This is a genomic window from Binatus sp. (SeqCode), from assembly GCF_036522015.1.
Taxonomy (GTDB): domain Bacteria; phylum Desulfobacterota; class Binatia; order Binatales; family Binataceae; genus Binatus.
The window spans coordinates 1-15,512 of the sequence record NZ_DATDGQ010000163.1; the positions used below are offsets into that span (position 1 = coordinate 1).

Below are 15,512 nucleotides of genomic sequence, written 5' to 3' on the forward strand. Positions count from 1 at the left end.
CCCGTTTCGATTCGGTCCATGCTCCGCCAGGTCGGCCTTGTTCATCACGACGATACGCGGCGCCGCGCCCGCGCCGATTTCCTGCAGAACTTCATCGACGATTGTCATGCGTTCCGACGCGAGCGGCGAACTCGCATCGACGACGTGCAGCAGCATCGTCGCGGTGCGCACTTCCTCGAGCGTCGCCTTGAAGGCGTCGATCAGCATATGGGGCAGGCGATGAATGAATCCTACTGTGTCGACGAGCATGACGTTCATCCCGCCCGGCAGCTTGAGGCGCCGAATCGTGGGATCGAGCGTCGAGAACGGACGATTGGCAACCTCGACGCCGGCGTCGGTCAACGAGTTCATCAGCGTGGATTTGCCGGAGTTCGTGTAACCCACCAGCGCGACGGTCGGAAATGGCACCTCGAGACGGCGTCGGCGCTGAATCGTGCGCGTGCGCTCGACCTGTCCCAGCCGCGCTTTGAGGCGCGTGAGCCGTTCGCGCAGCCGCCGCCGGTCAACTTCGAGCTGCGTTTCACCGGGTCCGCGCGTACCCACGCCACCGCCGCCGGCGCCACCGCCGCGAACGCGCGAAAGGTGCGACCACTGGCGCGTCAGCCGCGGCTGCAAATAGCTGAGCTGCGCGATCTCGACCTGCAGCTTGCCTTCGAGGGTATGCGCCCGCTGCGCAAAAATGTCGAGAATCAGCTGGCTGCGATCGATCACGCGAATCTTGAGTTCGCTTTCAAGATTGCGCGCCTGCGCAGGACTCAGCGCGTCGTCGAAGATTGCCAGCGACGCACCTTTCGCATTCGCCAGCTCGCGCACTTCGCAGGCCTTGCCTTTGCCGATAAACGTGCGCGGGTCAGGCGCTTTGAGGCGCTGCCGAATAACTCCGGCAACTTCCGCACCGGCGCTTTCAGTCAAAGCCTTGAGTTCGTCGAGCGATTCTTCGCTGCCAATCCCCGCCTCGGAACCAAGTTCGATTCCAACCAGCACAGCGCTCTCGTGATTCTCGTGGAGGACGTCGTAAGACTTAGCCAGAAGATTACCTCAATCGCAGAAAATCTAGGATCCAAGCCTATCAGATACCCTCCTTCTTTGCCTCGTCCCAGAACTGCCTCGCCCCACGGTTCTATCTCAACTCTACTGCGCCGGGCGCAAAAATCTGCTCCAGTTCGGCGACGAAGGTTTCCGTCGGCGTGACGCGATAGCTGTCGCCGAGCAACATCACCGCTTCGCGGCCGTCATCGAGGCCGAGATGCAGGTATGTCATCGACTTGCCGCGGTACCGCGCGAGCATGGACTTCAGCGCGTCGAGGCCGCCGTTTTCCAGACGTCTCATCGGCGCCGTGATCCGCACCTCGCGGATCGATTCAAGCAGAGCAGAATCGAGGGGAATCAAACTTTCTAAAATAATCTGCGCGCGCTCATCGTCAACGTCGAGCTTGCCACGCGCGACCACCGGCTCGTCGCCCATGATTATCGCCTCGAACTTCTGATAGGTCTCGGACCAGGCGATCGCCTCGACCGCGCCCTCGCGATCCTCGAGCGAGAAAGTCGCGTAGCGCTTGCCCGACTTGTTGTTCTTCAGCTTCACGGCGTGGATCACGCCGGCTATCTGCACCGGGCTGCCGTCGGGGGCCGAGGACAGATCGGCGGTCGTGACCTTGCTGATTCGCGCGAGTTCGCGCTCGTACTTGTCCAGCGGATGGGCCGTGATGTAGAAGCCGAGTGCTTCTTTTTCGAATTTCAGTTTCTCGCGAGCGTCCCATTCCGGAATCTGCTCGCGCGCAGCGAGTTTGGGTACCTTGACCGCGCCGCCGAACAAACCGATTTGATTTTTCTCGGCGTCACTCTGCGCCTTCTGCGCGAGTTTGATCGCATTCTCCGCTTCGGCCATCAGCGCGGAGCGCACCGCGCTCACCGAGTCGAACGCACCGCACTTGATCAGCGCGTCGAGCACGCGCCGGCTGATCAGTTGCGCGCCCACGCGCATGCAGAAATCCGCCATGCTCTCGAAGGGACCGTTGGCCTCGCGCTCGGCGACGACTGCCTCGCCCGGCTTGCTGCCGACGCCCCGAATTGCGGCCAGGCCAAAGCGAATCGCACCATCGGTGACCGCGAACTTGACCCGGCTCTGATTCACGTCGGGCGGCAGGATCGCAATCTTCATGTCGCGCAGCGCCGCGATATTCTTGTAGGTCTTGTCGACGTCGTCCATGTCGAGCGACATCAGCGCCGCCATGAACTCGTGCGGATAGTGCGCCTTCAGGTAGCCGGTCGTGTAGGTCGTCAGTGCATACGCGGCGGCGTGCGAGCGGTTGAATCCGTACGACGCGAACGTTTCGATTTTTTCGAAAATCGAAGTGGCGAGCGCGGCGTTGACGCCATTCTTCTTCGCGCCGTCGATAAACCGCGCGCGCTCCTTTTCCATCACCGCATGGTTCTTTTTGCCCATCGCGGCGCGCAGGATGTCGGCCTGCTCGAGCGAGTATCCCGCCAGCGCCTGCGCCGCCCGCATCACCTGCTCCTGGTACACGATCACGCCATACGTATCACGCAACACCGGTTCCAGGAGCGGATGATCGTACTCGACCGGCTCTTTGCCGTGCTTGCGATCGACGTAGTGCTGCACCATCGTCTTGCCGTCCTGGATAGCGTCGAGCGGACCCGGACGAAAGAGCGAGCCTGCCGCAATCACGTCGTCGAAGCAGGTCGGCTTGAGCTCGGTGATGAATCGGCGCATCCCCGAGCTTTCGAGCTGGAACACGCCGACGGTGTCGCCGCGCGAGATCATCTTGTAGGTATCGGCGTCGTCGAGCCTTAGCCGATTCAGGTCGGGCGCCTCTTTGCCGCCGGCCGCGATCAGCGCGAGCGTATCTTTGATCAAGGTGAGGTTCTTCAGCGCGAGGAAATCGAACTTGATTAGCCCGATATCGTCGATACCCTTCATCGAGTACTGCGTTATCGCCAGCGCGGCCTCGTCGCGTTCCTTGTCGACGTACAGCGGCACCAGGTCGGTGAGCGGCTGATCGGAAATGACGACGCCCGCGGCGTGCCGCGACGCGTGGCGCAGCAGGCCTTCGAGCTTGAACGCGTAGTTGAATAGATCGGGATGCAGTTTACGCTCGGCCTTGAGCCGCGGCTCCATCTCGAGCGCATCGGCGAGCGGAAAATCGCGGCCCTGCTTGGGCGCCGGATAGAGTTTGACGATTTTGTCGGTCTCGGCGAATGACAGCCCGAGCACGCGGCCTACATCGCGGATTGCCTGCTTGCCCTTGATCGTGCCGAACGTGATTATCTGCGCGACGCGATCGTCGCCATACTTCTTGCGCACGTATTCGAGCACCTCGTCGCGCCGCTCGAAGCAAAAATCCACGTCGATATCTGGCATCGACTTGCGCCCCGGATTCAGCCATCGCTCGAACAGCAGGCGATGTTCGACGGGATCGACTTCGGTGATTCCCAGCGCGTACGAAACCAGGCTGCCGACGACCGAGCCGCGGCCCGGCCCGACCGGAATCCCCAGCCCGCGCGCGTAGCCGATAAAGTCGGCCACGATCAGCATGTAGCCCGAGAAACCCATGTCGCGGATAACGGGAATCTCGCGATCGATGCGCTCCTGGTACTGCGAGACGTCGACGTCGGCGCGTCGCGCGCGGATCTCCGCCAGGCGCGCGGTCAAACCGTCGCGCGCGCGGGTCTCCATCTCGGCGTCGAGATCAACGCCCGGCCCGGACTTGAAAATCGGAAAGTGGAATTTGCCGAACTCGAATTCGAAATCGATTCGCCGCGCGATCTCGACGCTGTTGCGCATCTCCTCCGAATCCGCGCCGAACGCGCTCGCCATCTCGTCGGGCGTCTTGACGTAAAGCTCGTCGGTATCGAAACGCCATCGCGTTTCGTCGGCCATGGTCTTGCCGGTCTGGATGCAGAGCAGGACTTCGTGCGCCTTGGCGTCGTCGCGATGCAGGTAATGGCAATCATTGGTCGCGACGAGCGGCAACCCGACCTGCTTGCCGATTTCGCGCAGCGCTTCGTTGTACGGCGAGTGCAGTTTGTTGTCCTGGAGCTCGAGGTAGTAGCGGCCCGGAAACATTTTCGCGTACGACTCGGCCGTCTCGCGCGCCTTGTCCATCCGATCCGCCCTGAGCCATCGCGCGATCTCACCCGACAAACATCCGGACAGCACGATCAGTCCGTCGGACAGCTCGGCAAGGATTTCCTTGTCGATGCGCGGTTTGTAGTAGAGGCCGTCCTGGTAGGCGGTGGTGAGCAGCTTGCAGAGATTTCGATAACCGTCGCGATTCTGCGCGAGCACGATCAGGTGAAAATTGCCGCCACCGTCGAAGTCGTCGCTGCGCGGTACCTGCGTGCGATCGGTGCGCTTGCCCGGCGCGAGATAGACCTCGCATCCGATGATCGGCTTGATTCCGGCTGCCTTGGCCTTCTGATAGAACTCGACCGCGCCAAACATGTTGCCGTGGTCGGTCATCGCGATCGCTTCCATCCCCGACGCCTTGGCGTGTTCGATCAGCGGTCCGATTTTGTTGGCGCCGTCGAGGAGGCTGTACTGCGTGTGGACGTGAAGATGGACGAAACTCATAGCGGCCCCTCCCCCTGCACCGGACGAGCAGCGTGTGCTGCCGGCCCCTTCACCTCACATCTAGATGCCCGCGCGCGTCGCGGATCGTTTCGCGACGCGCGCGAGCGAGACACGGAAAAAACTACTTCTTCTTCTCGGCTGCCTCGGGTTTCTTGGCGGCCTCGGGCTTCTTGGCAGCTTTGTCTTTGTCGCCGCCTTCCTTCGCGGCACCCTCTGCGGGAACGGCCGCTGCGCCTTCCGCAGGAACAGCCCCTTCGACCACAGCGCCTTCGACTGGTTCCGCCACCGCAGCGACTGCGACTTCCGCAACGGTCGGCGGCAGTACGGTGACGACGGGATAGTCGGTATCGAAGATCGCCTTCACTTTGTCGGGGAACTTGACCGCCGACACGTGAATGACGCTGTGGATATCGACTTCGGTAACGTCAACCTCGATCAAGTCGGGAATTTCCAGCGGCAGGCATTCGACGGTGGCGGTGCGCTCGAGTGGCGCGAGGATTCCGCCGTTGGCGACGCCCTTGGCTTTGCCGGTGAACTTGAACGGCACTTCGACGCGGATCGCGCGCTTGAGATCCACTTCGTACAGGTCCGCGTGCAGGATTTCCCCCGACACCGGCGTGCGCTGCACGTCCTTGAGGATCACGTGCTTGCCGTCGAGCTCGGCGGTGTTCGACTTGAGCTTGATGATGCGGGTGTGTGCGGCCGCCGAAATCCTGGCCTTCAGCTCGAGGCGATCGATCGCGAGCGCCAGCGGCGCCGTCGTCGGTCCGTACAATATCGCGGGCACGCGGCCGTTGCGCCGCAGCGCGTTGTTCTGACCCTTGGGTCGGGTCGCACGTTTCTCGCAGGCTAGTTCACCGGTCTCCATTGTTTCCTCGCTTGATGGCTCGCGCGCTCAGGCAAAGAGCGAGCTAACCGACTCCTCATTATGAATTCGCTTCATCGCTTCCGCCAGCAGGCTCGCGACCGACAACGATTTTAGTTTCGTCAGCTCGGCGGACGCCTTGGCGCGGAGCGGAATCGTGTTGGTCGTAACAATTTCCGTGATGTTCGATTTGTTCAGGCGCTCGCAGGCCGGATCCGACAGTATCGGATGCGTCGCGACTGCGATCACTTCGGTTGCGCCGGCGTTGGCGACGACCTTGGCCGCCTCGGTAATCGTGCCGGCGGTGTCGATCATGTCGTCCACCAGCAGCGCGATCGAGTCCTTCACTTCGCCCACCAGTTGCATCTCGGCGACTTCGCTCGCGCGCCGGCGCCGCTTGTCGATAATCGCGAGGTTCGCGTTGAGCCGACGCGCGTAGGCGCGTGCACGTTCGACGCCGCCCGCGTCGGGCGACACGACCGAGACTTTCTTCCCATCGATTCGTTTGCGCAGGTAAGTAATCAGCACCGGCATCGCGTACAGATTGTCCACCGGGATGTTGAAGAAGCCCTGGATCTGCCCCGCATGCAGATCAACCGTCAGCACCCGATTCACGCCCGCCGTCGTGATCAAGTCGGCGACGACCTTGGCGCTGATCGGCACGCGCGGCGCAACCTTGCGATCCTGCCGCGAGTAGCCGAAGTAGGGAATCACCGCCGTGATGCGTCCGGCCGACGCGCGCCGGAGTGCGTCGGTCAGCAGGATCAGCTCCATCAGGTTTTCGTTGGGCGGCGTGCAGATCGACTGGATGATGAAGCAATCGCCGCCGCGCACGTTCTCGCGGACTTCGATCATCACTTCGCCGTCAGGAAAGCGGCCAACCTCGGCTTCACCCATCTTCACGCCAAGATGCTCCGTGACCTCGCGCGCAAGCGCGTGGTTCGAGTTCCCGGTGAAAACTTCGAGTTGGTCCTTGACCCTGTCCGACATCTTTAATTTCCTCGCGTCGCGATCGTCATGCGATTCTTCAGTCGCCGCAAATCACCGTCGAGCTTGGCTGGGCGGGAAGGATTCGAACCTTCGAATGCCAGGTCCAAAGCCTGGTGCCTTACCAGCTTGGCGACCGCCCAGCGCATTTGGATTCAAAGGCTCAGCGCCCGCGTTCTCCCTATCTACGTCGTTAAAACTGACAGCCGGCGAAACACCACTCGGGCGCTCAGCCGGCGAATCGAGCAATCCAATCTCTACGGACCAAACCGTCGCGCTACTGCATCGCACAAATCTCACTGTCGCGGCGAACCTGCCCGGACTTTCGACTTTAGCAGCCAGCGTGCAGGAAATGCGATGTTATTGATGCGGTTTTTCGCTGTCAATCCACCGGACTCGCGATCGTGCACAACTACCGCAAAACTGTGGATATCAGGCGACTTCGTCGTCGGATTCGCCGTCAAGCGTGGTGGTCGCAATCACCGTCGCAAAGGGCGCACGCTTGCGGATCTTTATCGCCGCGCTTTCGGCCTTGTCGGTGGAATCGAACAGGCCAAAGACCGCGCCGCCACTGCCCGACATCTGCGCGGCGCGCGCGCCTGAATCTTCAAGTAATCCTTTAAGGCGGCGAATCTCCGGAAATTGCGCGATCGCGGCCGGAGCCAGATCGTTCACCACGTGCTGGTCCGCAATTTTCCCGCGCATGATCGCATCGATATGCCCGGCGGGCGCCGGTCCGCTCCACGCGCCGGGCTCGAGCGCGCGAAAGATTGCGGCGGTTGAGACCTCAAACGGCGGCACGGCGATGACGATCGGGATGCGCGGCAGTCCCGCGATTTCGACGATTCGCTCGCCGATTCCGGTAACCCGCGACGGCCGCGGATCGAGAAAAAACGGCACGTCCGCGCCGAGCGACAGCGCGACTCGGTGCAGCCTTCCTGCCACATCTTCGTCGGTGAGCTGCGCCGCCGCCGCCATCATGCACAAAACCGTGGCGGCGTCGCTCGATCCGCCGCCGAGCCCGGCGCCGACCGGGATGCGTTTTTCCAGCTCGATCGAAACCTCGGCGACCAGATCGAATTCGCTCATGAACGCGCGCGCGGCGCTCGCCGCCAGGTTGTTCCTGGCCAGTTCAGGCAGGTTGCAGTTGACGATGACTGACGGCTCGACTGCGGCGCGGACTTCGAGACGGATTTCGTCGGCGAGCGCGAGCGGCAGGAAGATCGAGTCGAGTTCGTGGTAGCCGTCGCCGCGGCGCCCGGTCACGCGCAGGAACAAATTGATCTTCGCGCATGCGCGCCCGGACAGTTCCGTTACCATAGTGAAGATTCTATCGAGGAGCCCGCGGCGCGCCCGACAATCCGTGCGGCAGATGCGCGTCGTCCTCGGGGCGGCGAAACGCGCGGCGCGAATCCTGCTGAATCACGCTGATGAAACCGAGCAGAGTTACCACCAACCCGAGCAACACCATCACCCGACCCGCCAGGAATGCGGCGTGATAAAAATCCATCCGCGCCGTTGCGTACGACGCCTGCCGCTGCTGGGCCGTGAGCGGCTCGAGCACCGCGCCGCCCGCGCCTGCGTCGAGCTCGTCGAAACTCCGATAGTCGGTCGCGGCCGCCGGATGCTGATGCGCGACGATCATGCGGCTGTAGATCTGTGTGCGTTCCACACCGATGACCCAGTTGGCAGCGCCCAGCATGATTAGCCCGAGGCCGACCACAATCTTCCAGTCGGTATATATGTCAGGAAGCTTCATTCTTTGAATCGAGACTAAGGCGCGAGAGCAAGGAACACAATGCCGCAACGCGCGATCTGTTCACTGCGAACGCGCGATGCTATTTTCTTTTGCGACAAGGATTCTCACCACAACAATGATTCTCTAAGACAATCTCCCGCTTCTTCTCGCAATGAAGTCCTCCCAGAAAGGCGGTCCTCGAACCGCCCGAGGAGATTTGTCATGAGCTCTTTTTCTTCGCGTGCCTATGCCAGCAGCGCAGACCTCGACCGGCTGATCGATTTTGCGCAGCAGGCAACCGCTGCGCGTTGGCCTCGGTCTAGCTACATGAAGGTCGGCGACGTCGTCTGGATGTTGTACGGAGCGAAACCCGGAGACCCGAACATCCGGCTTTGGTTCGACGGCAGTCGGCTCGCCGCCTACGTCTCGTTCGAGCCGCCGTTGCACGTGGATTTCGACAACCGGCCCGGCCTGGCGCAGGATGATTTGCTATTCGACGAAATCCTCCACTTCGCCGAAGAGCGATGGCAGGATCTTGCGCGCCTTGGTAGAGGACCGATTCCGAAGGCATACGCCATGATGGTCGGGGACACGCTCTCATCGACTGCGCTCGATAGCGACGGAAGACGCATCTCGCTTCTGGAGAGGCGTGGATTCTCGCGAGCCGACGGATTCAATGTGCTTTATTCCCGCAGCCTCATCGAGGCGCCTATTGGCCAACCGGAGCTGGATGCCGGTCTGTGCCTGCGGCACGCGACGGACGCCGACCTCGACGCGCGGGTGGACGTTCATCGCGATGCATGGTCGGTATGGGGGCAGTCGAAGATAACTGTCGAATCTTATCGCCGGCTTCGATCTGCGCCGCTGTACGATCCCGAACTCGACGTGGTGCTGGAAGACTCCGATGGCAGATTCCTCAGCTACTGCATCGGTTGGGCGGACACCGCAAACGCGATGGGACACTTCGAGCCGGTCGGGTGTCGTCCCGATTCGACCGGACGAGGGTACGCCCGGGCTGTGACGATTGAGGGTCTGCGCCGGATGCGGGCGCGTGGGTTGCGGACCGCGTTGGTCAGTACGGCGAGTGTGAATGAGCGTGCGCGTGTGCTGTACCCATCGTGCGGCTTCGTCGAAGTGGATCGCGCGCACTACTACGTGAAGCGAATTGACTGAGCGCAGCGGATACTGAACGAGTGCGGAGGCTTTTGTTGCGCCATTCGATCGCCAGCCGCTATCATGGTTGGACGACTTCGCATGCCAGTTGAATCACGACATCGTCCTGCCCAGTCTGCCGCGCCCGTTGAGGCCAAAGACGCGCGGCTGGACGCTCTCCTCAAGCGCTTCGACGCTGGCGAGATGCGCGCGCTGGCCCAGCTGATCACGATGGTCGAGAATCGGGCGCCCGAGTCGAGCGCGATCATCGAGCGAATCTACGCCAAGACCGGTCACGCGCAGGTCGTTGGAATCACCGGGCCGCCGGGTGCCGGAAAATCGACGCTGGTCAATCGGCTGATCGCAAAATATCGCGCGCTCGGGAAAAAAATCGCCATTCTCGCGATCGATCCGTCGAGCCCGTTCTCCGGCGGCGCCGTGCTCGGCGATCGCGTCCGCATGACCGACCATTACAAGGACGCCGGCGTGTACATCCGCAGCCTCGCCTCGCGCGGCAGTCACGGCGGGCTCAGCCGCGCCGCGCGCGAAATCGTCAAGCTGCTCGACGCCTACGGCTCCGACGTGATCATCATCGAGACCGTCGGCGTTGGACAGACCGAGCTCTCGATCATGGATCTCGCCGACACCACCGTGGTCGTCACCGTGCCCGAGGCGGGCGACGGCGTGCAGGTGATGAAGGCCGGCCTCAACGAAATCGCCGACGTGTTCGTCGTCAACAAGGCGGACCGCGAAGGCGCCGACCGGGTCAAAGCCGAGCTGGAACTCAGCGTGCATCTGCGCTCGGGCGACGGATGGCGTCCGCCGGTGCTGCTGACGCAGGCCGCGGTCGATAAGGGCGTCGATGCGGTCGTCGACGCAATCGCAAAGCATGGCGAGTATCTGCGCGAACACGTCGATGCGGCGCGGGAATCCGAGCGCCGCACGCGCGAGTTCGTCGAAGTGCTGTCCGCCGAACTCGAGGAGCGCGCCGCGCGTGCCGTCGCCGACGGTGGCGCACCAGGCGTGCTCAGCGAAGTTCGTGCGGGTAAGCTGAATCCTTACAGCGCCGCGCGTCGTATTATTGAAGACCGCAAGTCGTTGCTCGATTTGCTCCACAACGGCAGCGCGAAGCCGCACACCGACTGACGTCATCCTCACTATGACTGCCAACAAAAAATCGAAAACCGAAGGGCGCCTGTTCGCGATCGGCGATATCCACGGATGCCCCGACGAGCTCGCTGCGATTCTCAAGTCGATCGCACCGGTCGCCGGCGACACCGTGGTCTTCGTCGGCGACTATGTCGATCGCGGCCCGTCGGCGCGCGCCGTCATCGACCTCGCGCTTGATCTCGAACGGGGCAACGCCGAATGCGTGTTTCTGAAGGGCAACCACGAGGACATGATGATGTCCTACCTGGGCCTGCCCGGAAATTACGGCGAGTCGTTCCTCTTCAACGGCGGTATCGCGACGCTCGACAGCTACGGCGTGCGCGAGGAGGACCTCGACAGCGCCTTCGAGCGCCTGCCCGACGCGCACCTCGGCTTCATGACCCGACTCGCCACCAGCTACCTGCGCCCGCCCTACTTGTTCGTCCACGCCGGCATCATGCCGACGCGCCAGCTCGAGGAGCAGCAGACCGAGGACATGCTGTGGATTAGGCAGGAGTTCATTTTCAATCCGCACAAAATCGACGCGACCGTGGTCTTCGGCCACACCCCGATGCGCGGCGTGATGATCGACTTGCCGTACAAACTCGGCATCGACACCGGCCTGGTGTACGGCGGCAAACTGACCTGCGTCGAGTTCACCGAGGGCGTGCTGTACCAGGTCCAGCGCGGCCACAAGTCGGTCAAAACCCGCAGCATCCCGCTGCGCTGAATCGAACCGCGCGCGGTCTTTCGCGCTTCACGCGCTCACGCTACATTTGACGATTCCCGGTGGCGACGTAGCTCAGTTGGTTAGAGCATGCGGCTCATATCCGCAGTGTCGTAGGTTCGACTCCTACCGTCGCCACCAACCAATTTCCCCGATTTGCATGGACTTTTTTCGGCAGTGCCACCAAAGTGCCAACCAGCCTCGCGCTGGTACGCGTCGAGCGCCGGAAGCGCGAACTCGAAATCGCGCTCCGCGCCGATCGCGTAGCGCTCCCGCATTTTCTCGGTATGACCCGCCAGCGCCCGCGCGCTGCTATCTGGAATCGAGTGCTCGAAAATGCCCACGGCGGTCCGGCGCAAGTCGTGAAACAACAACCCGGGATGACCGATAGCTACAGCAGCGGCGCGCCACTGTTTGCGAAGCGCCTTGTTGAGTCCGCGCTCGCCGCTTTTTCTGTTCGCTTGCTCGAAGAGTGGCGATCCCGCAGGACGGCGCGGCGCCGCTTTCGAGAAACAGAAAAACCATGGGCTGATGATGTCGGCACGCTGCAAAGCTCGGCGAACTGAAAGGCGGCGCTCGACCAGCTCGGCCAGCGCCGGATATGGACCGAACGGAATCGCGCGCGGCTTACCGGTTTTCGTCACCCGCAGATGAATCACGCGCGCGTCGAACTCGACATCGGCCCAGCCGATGTTGAGCGTCTCCATCAAGCGCGCGGCGGTGAGAACCGCGAAATCGGCCACGTCGCGAAAGTCAGATTCCAAGCGGTGCCGCAGCGCTCCCCATTCGTTGACATCGACGGAGCCGCGGCGCACCCGCAGATTCCTTATCGGCGGAAATTCGGGAATCGAGCGCACCAGTCCATCGGAGCGGGCCAGACGGTAGGCTCGCTTGGCGATGGAAAGCTCATAGTTGACAGTGTCGCGCGCCACCTGCTGCAAGCGCTCATCCGCAAACTTGCGCCACGCGCCGTTGTCGATTTGCTCGGCGCGAGAACCTTCGAACTTGGCAAGCAGCGCTTTTCCCGCGCGCGCCATCCGCGCCACGCTCTTGAATCCGCTTACCTCGGCGGCGTCCAGCGCGCGCTCGATGATTTGTTCGAAAGTCGCTGTGCCGGGCAGAAGCCCGGCGCTCGCTTGGTAAACTTTGAAGGCGCGAATGCGCTCCGCCTCGGGGCGGTTCTCGGTAGCCGTCGTTTCGTAGCGCCACTTTCCATCGACTTGGTATTTGATTTGCCAAAAGGGTGAGCGCTCGCGCTTGAATACAGTGCCGCCCGCAGTCTTGGCGCGCAGCCGCCGCAGCTCCTCCAAGTCGGCGTATATCCGACGCTTATCCGCTCCGGTAGCGATTAGGGGCTCTTCACCCATTTCGCGCGCGGCGTTGATTTGAGCGAGGGTCGGGTCAGCGGCTGGCTCCGAACTCGACCTTGTTGGAGTGGGTGCTGGCGTTCTCACGGGCAATTGTATGCCCCGCGGTATCCCGCCTTTTCGGCTTCGATAGCGTTGGCGAACTCGACTCGATTCTGTTCAGCGATGTCGTCGTAGTTGGGGCAGCCCGGCCAGTGATAGATTTTAGATCTTCGATTTCCTCTCACCGGTCCTACATACGTATCACTGCACGCAATTCTGTGATCGTTGTTGTCAGCACAGAATGGGCTTCGCGTTCCATGTCTGAAGTCTTGCGGCTGAACCGGATTGGGTTCACCCCAGAGCCCTTTTTTTGTATGACGAGCTTGATCCTCTGCTGCTCCGTAGCTGGCCTTGTCGGTTGCGCTCTGCAGCTTTTGATACTGCTTGTAGTGCCATGCCATTCCAGCCTCGATCTGATCGAGACAGACATCTTCTCCGTTCGGAAGAAGAACCTTGCAGGCCCAGCGTTCATACCTGTCCGGTCCTTGGCAGTCTAGGTTTACCCGTTTTCCAAGAATGAGTTCGCTTAGGTGTTGGCGCGACGCATCGCCAAAAGATTGACCGTGTTCAGGGGCGTCGATCCCTTCAAGGCGCACAGAAATTGTCTGCCCGGCTGTAACAACGAGCCCAGGTGGAACCGCGCCAGTCCGAACAGAGACGGTATCTCCGTCGGCTATCGCGACGACATCACCGGAGAGTGACTGAGCGCTAACCGACGCCGCGACCAGCAGGGACAGTGCTGCGGTCAGAAGAAAGGCAATCGAAACCTTTGGACTGTGCATAAGAGTTATCCTCTGAGGAATGTTCCGTCTGCTGCTCGCCGCTCACGCAGCGACCGTCACGAATCGCATTGAGGGCAGCGTGTGCCGGTCGCCTTGCTTGCATCGAGTACCGGAGCAACCGTGCTCATCCATCAGCGCCAGCCCCTCCAGTCCGGCCGCCGTCAGCCGAACGTGCCGCACGTGGCAAGCAGGAGCGCACGGCCGCTGTACCAGCCATCCTTTGCGGGCCGCTTCGCGCATTTGATACCGGAACGTAGAGTCAACCGACCGCTCTGAAAAGAGCGCGCGATTGTGGCGCAAGTTTTGAGCCAGCTCGTCCCGCGTAGGCCAGCGAGCATTGCCGCGCCGGTTTGAGTGCGCAGCGATCCAGCCGTGAAGGTCTCGAATGAACGCCAAGGCTTCGTGCATTGTCATCTTTCGCTTGTCCTTATACCGCTTCGGTAGAATCTGTCGAGTTTTTCTCTGAGAGTCAAGTATAGAGGCAAAGGAGTGGTCGCCGCGCGTCGGCTAGCGAAGCGCGCCAACCGAGCGGTTGTCACGCATCGCAGGCCGACACGCGCCATCCGAAACAGTCGCACCCTCTCATTTTTTTGGTGAGAGAGGGTGCGGTTAAATGATGTTCCAGCGAATCACCAGCGGAAGGAGCCGCAACGGTCGGTTGTCGCGAATAAGAAAGTGAAACCAAGGACTTTCGAGCCGCCGTCGAGTGCGCTCACAACAGCCGACACACAGCCGCACGTTAGGCGCTGGTGTGGCTCGCATCATAGTGCTGGTGCTGGACACCGCTACACGCTCACCGAGCGTGCGCGCGAGCAGCGCCGTGCAGCCGGTCGAGCGCGCGCGTCGAGTGCGCAGCGGCATCCAAGCGGGCGTCTCATGTCGAAAAGCGAAATTGAGCAGCGGCGCGCCGAGTATTTGGAATGGCTTTACGCCGTGCATGGACGCGCGGGCGGAGTCGCGAGAGCAGAGAGCGCGCGCCGCATCGACGGCGCGTTCGCGCGTTCAGCCGGAATCGACAGCAGCGGCATCGAGCGCGAAATCCAACTGCTCCGCAACGCGCTCAATCGAACCAGTCTCTTGCGATAACATAGGCTCCGCCTTCGGTCGCGGTCTCCACCACCAATCCGGCTCGCGGTTCTCGCGCAGCGCGCGATTGATGCGGTCCCAATATTCGACGCTTTCACGCTCACCGTTCACGTCCGTCGCGAGCGCCGGATAACGCAGAACGGCAGGCTCGAACAACCACTTGTCGGCAGGCTTCGGCGCGGGCCGCGTGGTTTGCGCGCGGCGCGCGTAGCGCGGCCACCGTCGATTGCCGAGACCCTTGCTCAAGTACTTAGTCAGATAGTGAGCGGAGCCAGCCTGAGAGCGAACACGCTCGACTCGCACCCACGGGCCGAGGCCGGCGCGCTCGATCGCTTTGCGGAACCGCGAGCCAGCTGTGTAGTCGAGATAACCCGAGTCGATCACGACGTGCTTGTGGAGCCGCTCCGTGCGCTCGCCTAGCTCATTCACCCACGCGTACTCTCGCAAGTCACAGTGCGCGCGCAGCCAGCGGCGGAATTTTCCCCACGCTTGGTTGATGCGCATCACATTCGCGATTGTCGGCGCGCCGTCGTCACAGCCATCGTTCGCGATCGTCAGCGTGATGAAGTAGCGCCACGTGTAGCTGATCCGATTGCGCCACTTCCAGACTTTCTTTGGGCCGCAGTCTGGGCACGCCCAGGAGCCGCAGCCGATTGCACGCCGCTCGCCGGTCGATTGGCTAGTGACAAAACCAACAACGCAGGGTAGCGTTGGCAGCGCCGCGGGCGGCGCAGGCGCGTAGTCGCGCGCTTGGAAGGCCATGGTTCAGTCGACCTCGATGTGCGCCACGAGCGCGAGAAATGCTCTCTCGGTCGAATCAGCGGAGTGCCAACAAAGTGCCAACTCTGAAGGCCCATTTTTGGGTGCTTTTGCAGGGTGCGGCCCCTGAATATGCTCGGTTTTTTTGAGGTGGTAGGTTCGACTCCTACCGTCGCCACCAATTCAGATATTCAATCAGCTCTTCGGGCAATATCGCCGGCGCCATTTGCGCGCCGTGGAGGTGCTGAAGGACCGGCTGGAAGA

Annotated in this window: 12 protein-coding genes, 2 tRNA genes and 1 pseudogene; 5 read left to right on the forward strand and 10 right to left on the reverse strand. The window is 62.0% G+C overall.

The window, feature by feature from the left end:
• The 7 genes from hflX to VIW95_RS06655 form a co-directional block, all read right to left on the reverse strand.
• Nucleotides 1-984 (reverse strand): GTPase HflX (hflX, locus tag VIW95_RS06625; RefSeq protein ID WP_331584650.1); only part of this gene is annotated, 984 nt, incomplete at its 3' end.
• Between the two features lie 136 nt (nucleotides 985-1,120).
• Nucleotides 1,121-4,594, reverse strand: a complete 3,474-nt coding sequence (gene dnaE / locus VIW95_RS06630) for a DNA polymerase III subunit alpha (protein ID WP_331584651.1) — start codon at nucleotides 4,592-4,594, stop codon at nucleotides 1,121-1,123.
• 121 nt (nucleotides 4,595-4,715) lie between these two features.
• Nucleotides 4,716-5,462: a 50S ribosomal protein L25 gene (locus VIW95_RS06635; protein WP_331584652.1), complete on the reverse strand. Its 747-nt coding sequence runs from the start codon at nucleotides 5,460-5,462 to the stop codon at nucleotides 4,716-4,718.
• Nucleotides 5,463-5,489: 27 nt separating this feature from the next.
• A complete protein-coding gene (locus tag VIW95_RS06640) occupies nucleotides 5,490-6,449 on the reverse strand; it encodes a ribose-phosphate pyrophosphokinase (protein ID WP_331584653.1) in 960 nt (319 codons plus the stop codon).
• Nucleotides 6,450-6,513: 64 nt separating this feature from the next.
• Nucleotides 6,514-6,589: transfer RNA gene (locus tag VIW95_RS06645), tRNA-Gln, on the reverse strand.
• 289 nt (nucleotides 6,590-6,878) lie between these two features.
• Nucleotides 6,879-7,766 carry a 4-(cytidine 5'-diphospho)-2-C-methyl-D-erythritol kinase gene (locus VIW95_RS06650; RefSeq protein WP_331584654.1) on the reverse strand — a complete coding sequence of 296 codons (888 nt, stop codon included), beginning with the start codon at nucleotides 7,764-7,766 and terminating at the stop codon, nucleotides 6,879-6,881.
• A 10-nt stretch (nucleotides 7,767-7,776) separates the two neighbouring features.
• Nucleotides 7,777-8,205: a hypothetical protein gene (locus VIW95_RS06655; protein ID WP_331584655.1), complete on the reverse strand. Its 429-nt coding sequence runs from the start codon at nucleotides 8,203-8,205 to the stop codon at nucleotides 7,777-7,779.
• A gap of 201 nt (nucleotides 8,206-8,406) precedes the next feature.
• Between VIW95_RS06655 and VIW95_RS06660 the strand changes: the two genes are divergently transcribed.
• From VIW95_RS06660 to VIW95_RS06675, 4 genes are all read left to right on the forward strand, one after another.
• Nucleotides 8,407-9,357, forward strand: a complete 951-nt coding sequence (locus VIW95_RS06660; protein WP_331584656.1) for a GNAT family N-acetyltransferase — start codon at nucleotides 8,407-8,409, stop codon at nucleotides 9,355-9,357.
• An 81-nt stretch (nucleotides 9,358-9,438) separates the two neighbouring features.
• On the forward strand, nucleotides 9,439-10,482 hold the full coding sequence (gene meaB / locus VIW95_RS06665; protein WP_331584657.1) for a methylmalonyl Co-A mutase-associated GTPase MeaB: 1,044 nt from the start codon (nucleotides 9,439-9,441) through the stop codon (nucleotides 10,480-10,482).
• A 13-nt stretch (nucleotides 10,483-10,495) separates the two neighbouring features.
• Entirely contained in the window at nucleotides 10,496-11,215 is a 720-nt protein-coding gene (locus tag VIW95_RS06670) for a metallophosphoesterase family protein (protein ID WP_331584658.1), read from the forward strand.
• A gap of 61 nt (nucleotides 11,216-11,276) precedes the next feature.
• Nucleotides 11,277-11,353, forward strand: a tRNA-Met gene (locus tag VIW95_RS06675).
• Between the two features lie 200 nt (nucleotides 11,354-11,553).
• Here the strand turns inward: VIW95_RS06675 and VIW95_RS17575 are convergent.
• Nucleotides 11,554-11,919: pseudogene (locus VIW95_RS17575) on the reverse strand (tyrosine-type recombinase/integrase); the annotation flags it as partial.
• On the opposite strand from VIW95_RS17575, the gene VIW95_RS06685 reads away from it, so the two are divergent.
• Nucleotides 11,863-12,459, forward strand: a complete 597-nt coding sequence (locus VIW95_RS06685) for a hypothetical protein (protein WP_331584660.1) — start codon at nucleotides 11,863-11,865, stop codon at nucleotides 12,457-12,459. The pseudogene VIW95_RS17575 and the gene VIW95_RS06685 overlap by 57 nt on opposite strands.
• Before the next feature lie 203 nt (nucleotides 12,460-12,662).
• On the opposite strand, the gene VIW95_RS06690 is transcribed toward VIW95_RS06685, so the two are convergent.
• Complete coding sequence (locus VIW95_RS06690) at nucleotides 12,663-13,403, reverse strand: thermonuclease family protein (protein WP_331584662.1); 741 nt, start codon at nucleotides 13,401-13,403, stop codon at nucleotides 12,663-12,665.
• Nucleotides 13,404-14,405: 1,002 nt separating this feature from the next.
• Nucleotides 14,406-15,251, reverse strand: coding sequence for a rolling circle replication-associated protein (locus VIW95_RS06695; protein WP_331584663.1), 846 nt, complete (start codon nucleotides 15,249-15,251; stop codon nucleotides 14,406-14,408).
• Between the last annotated feature and the right edge of the window lie 261 nt (nucleotides 15,252-15,512).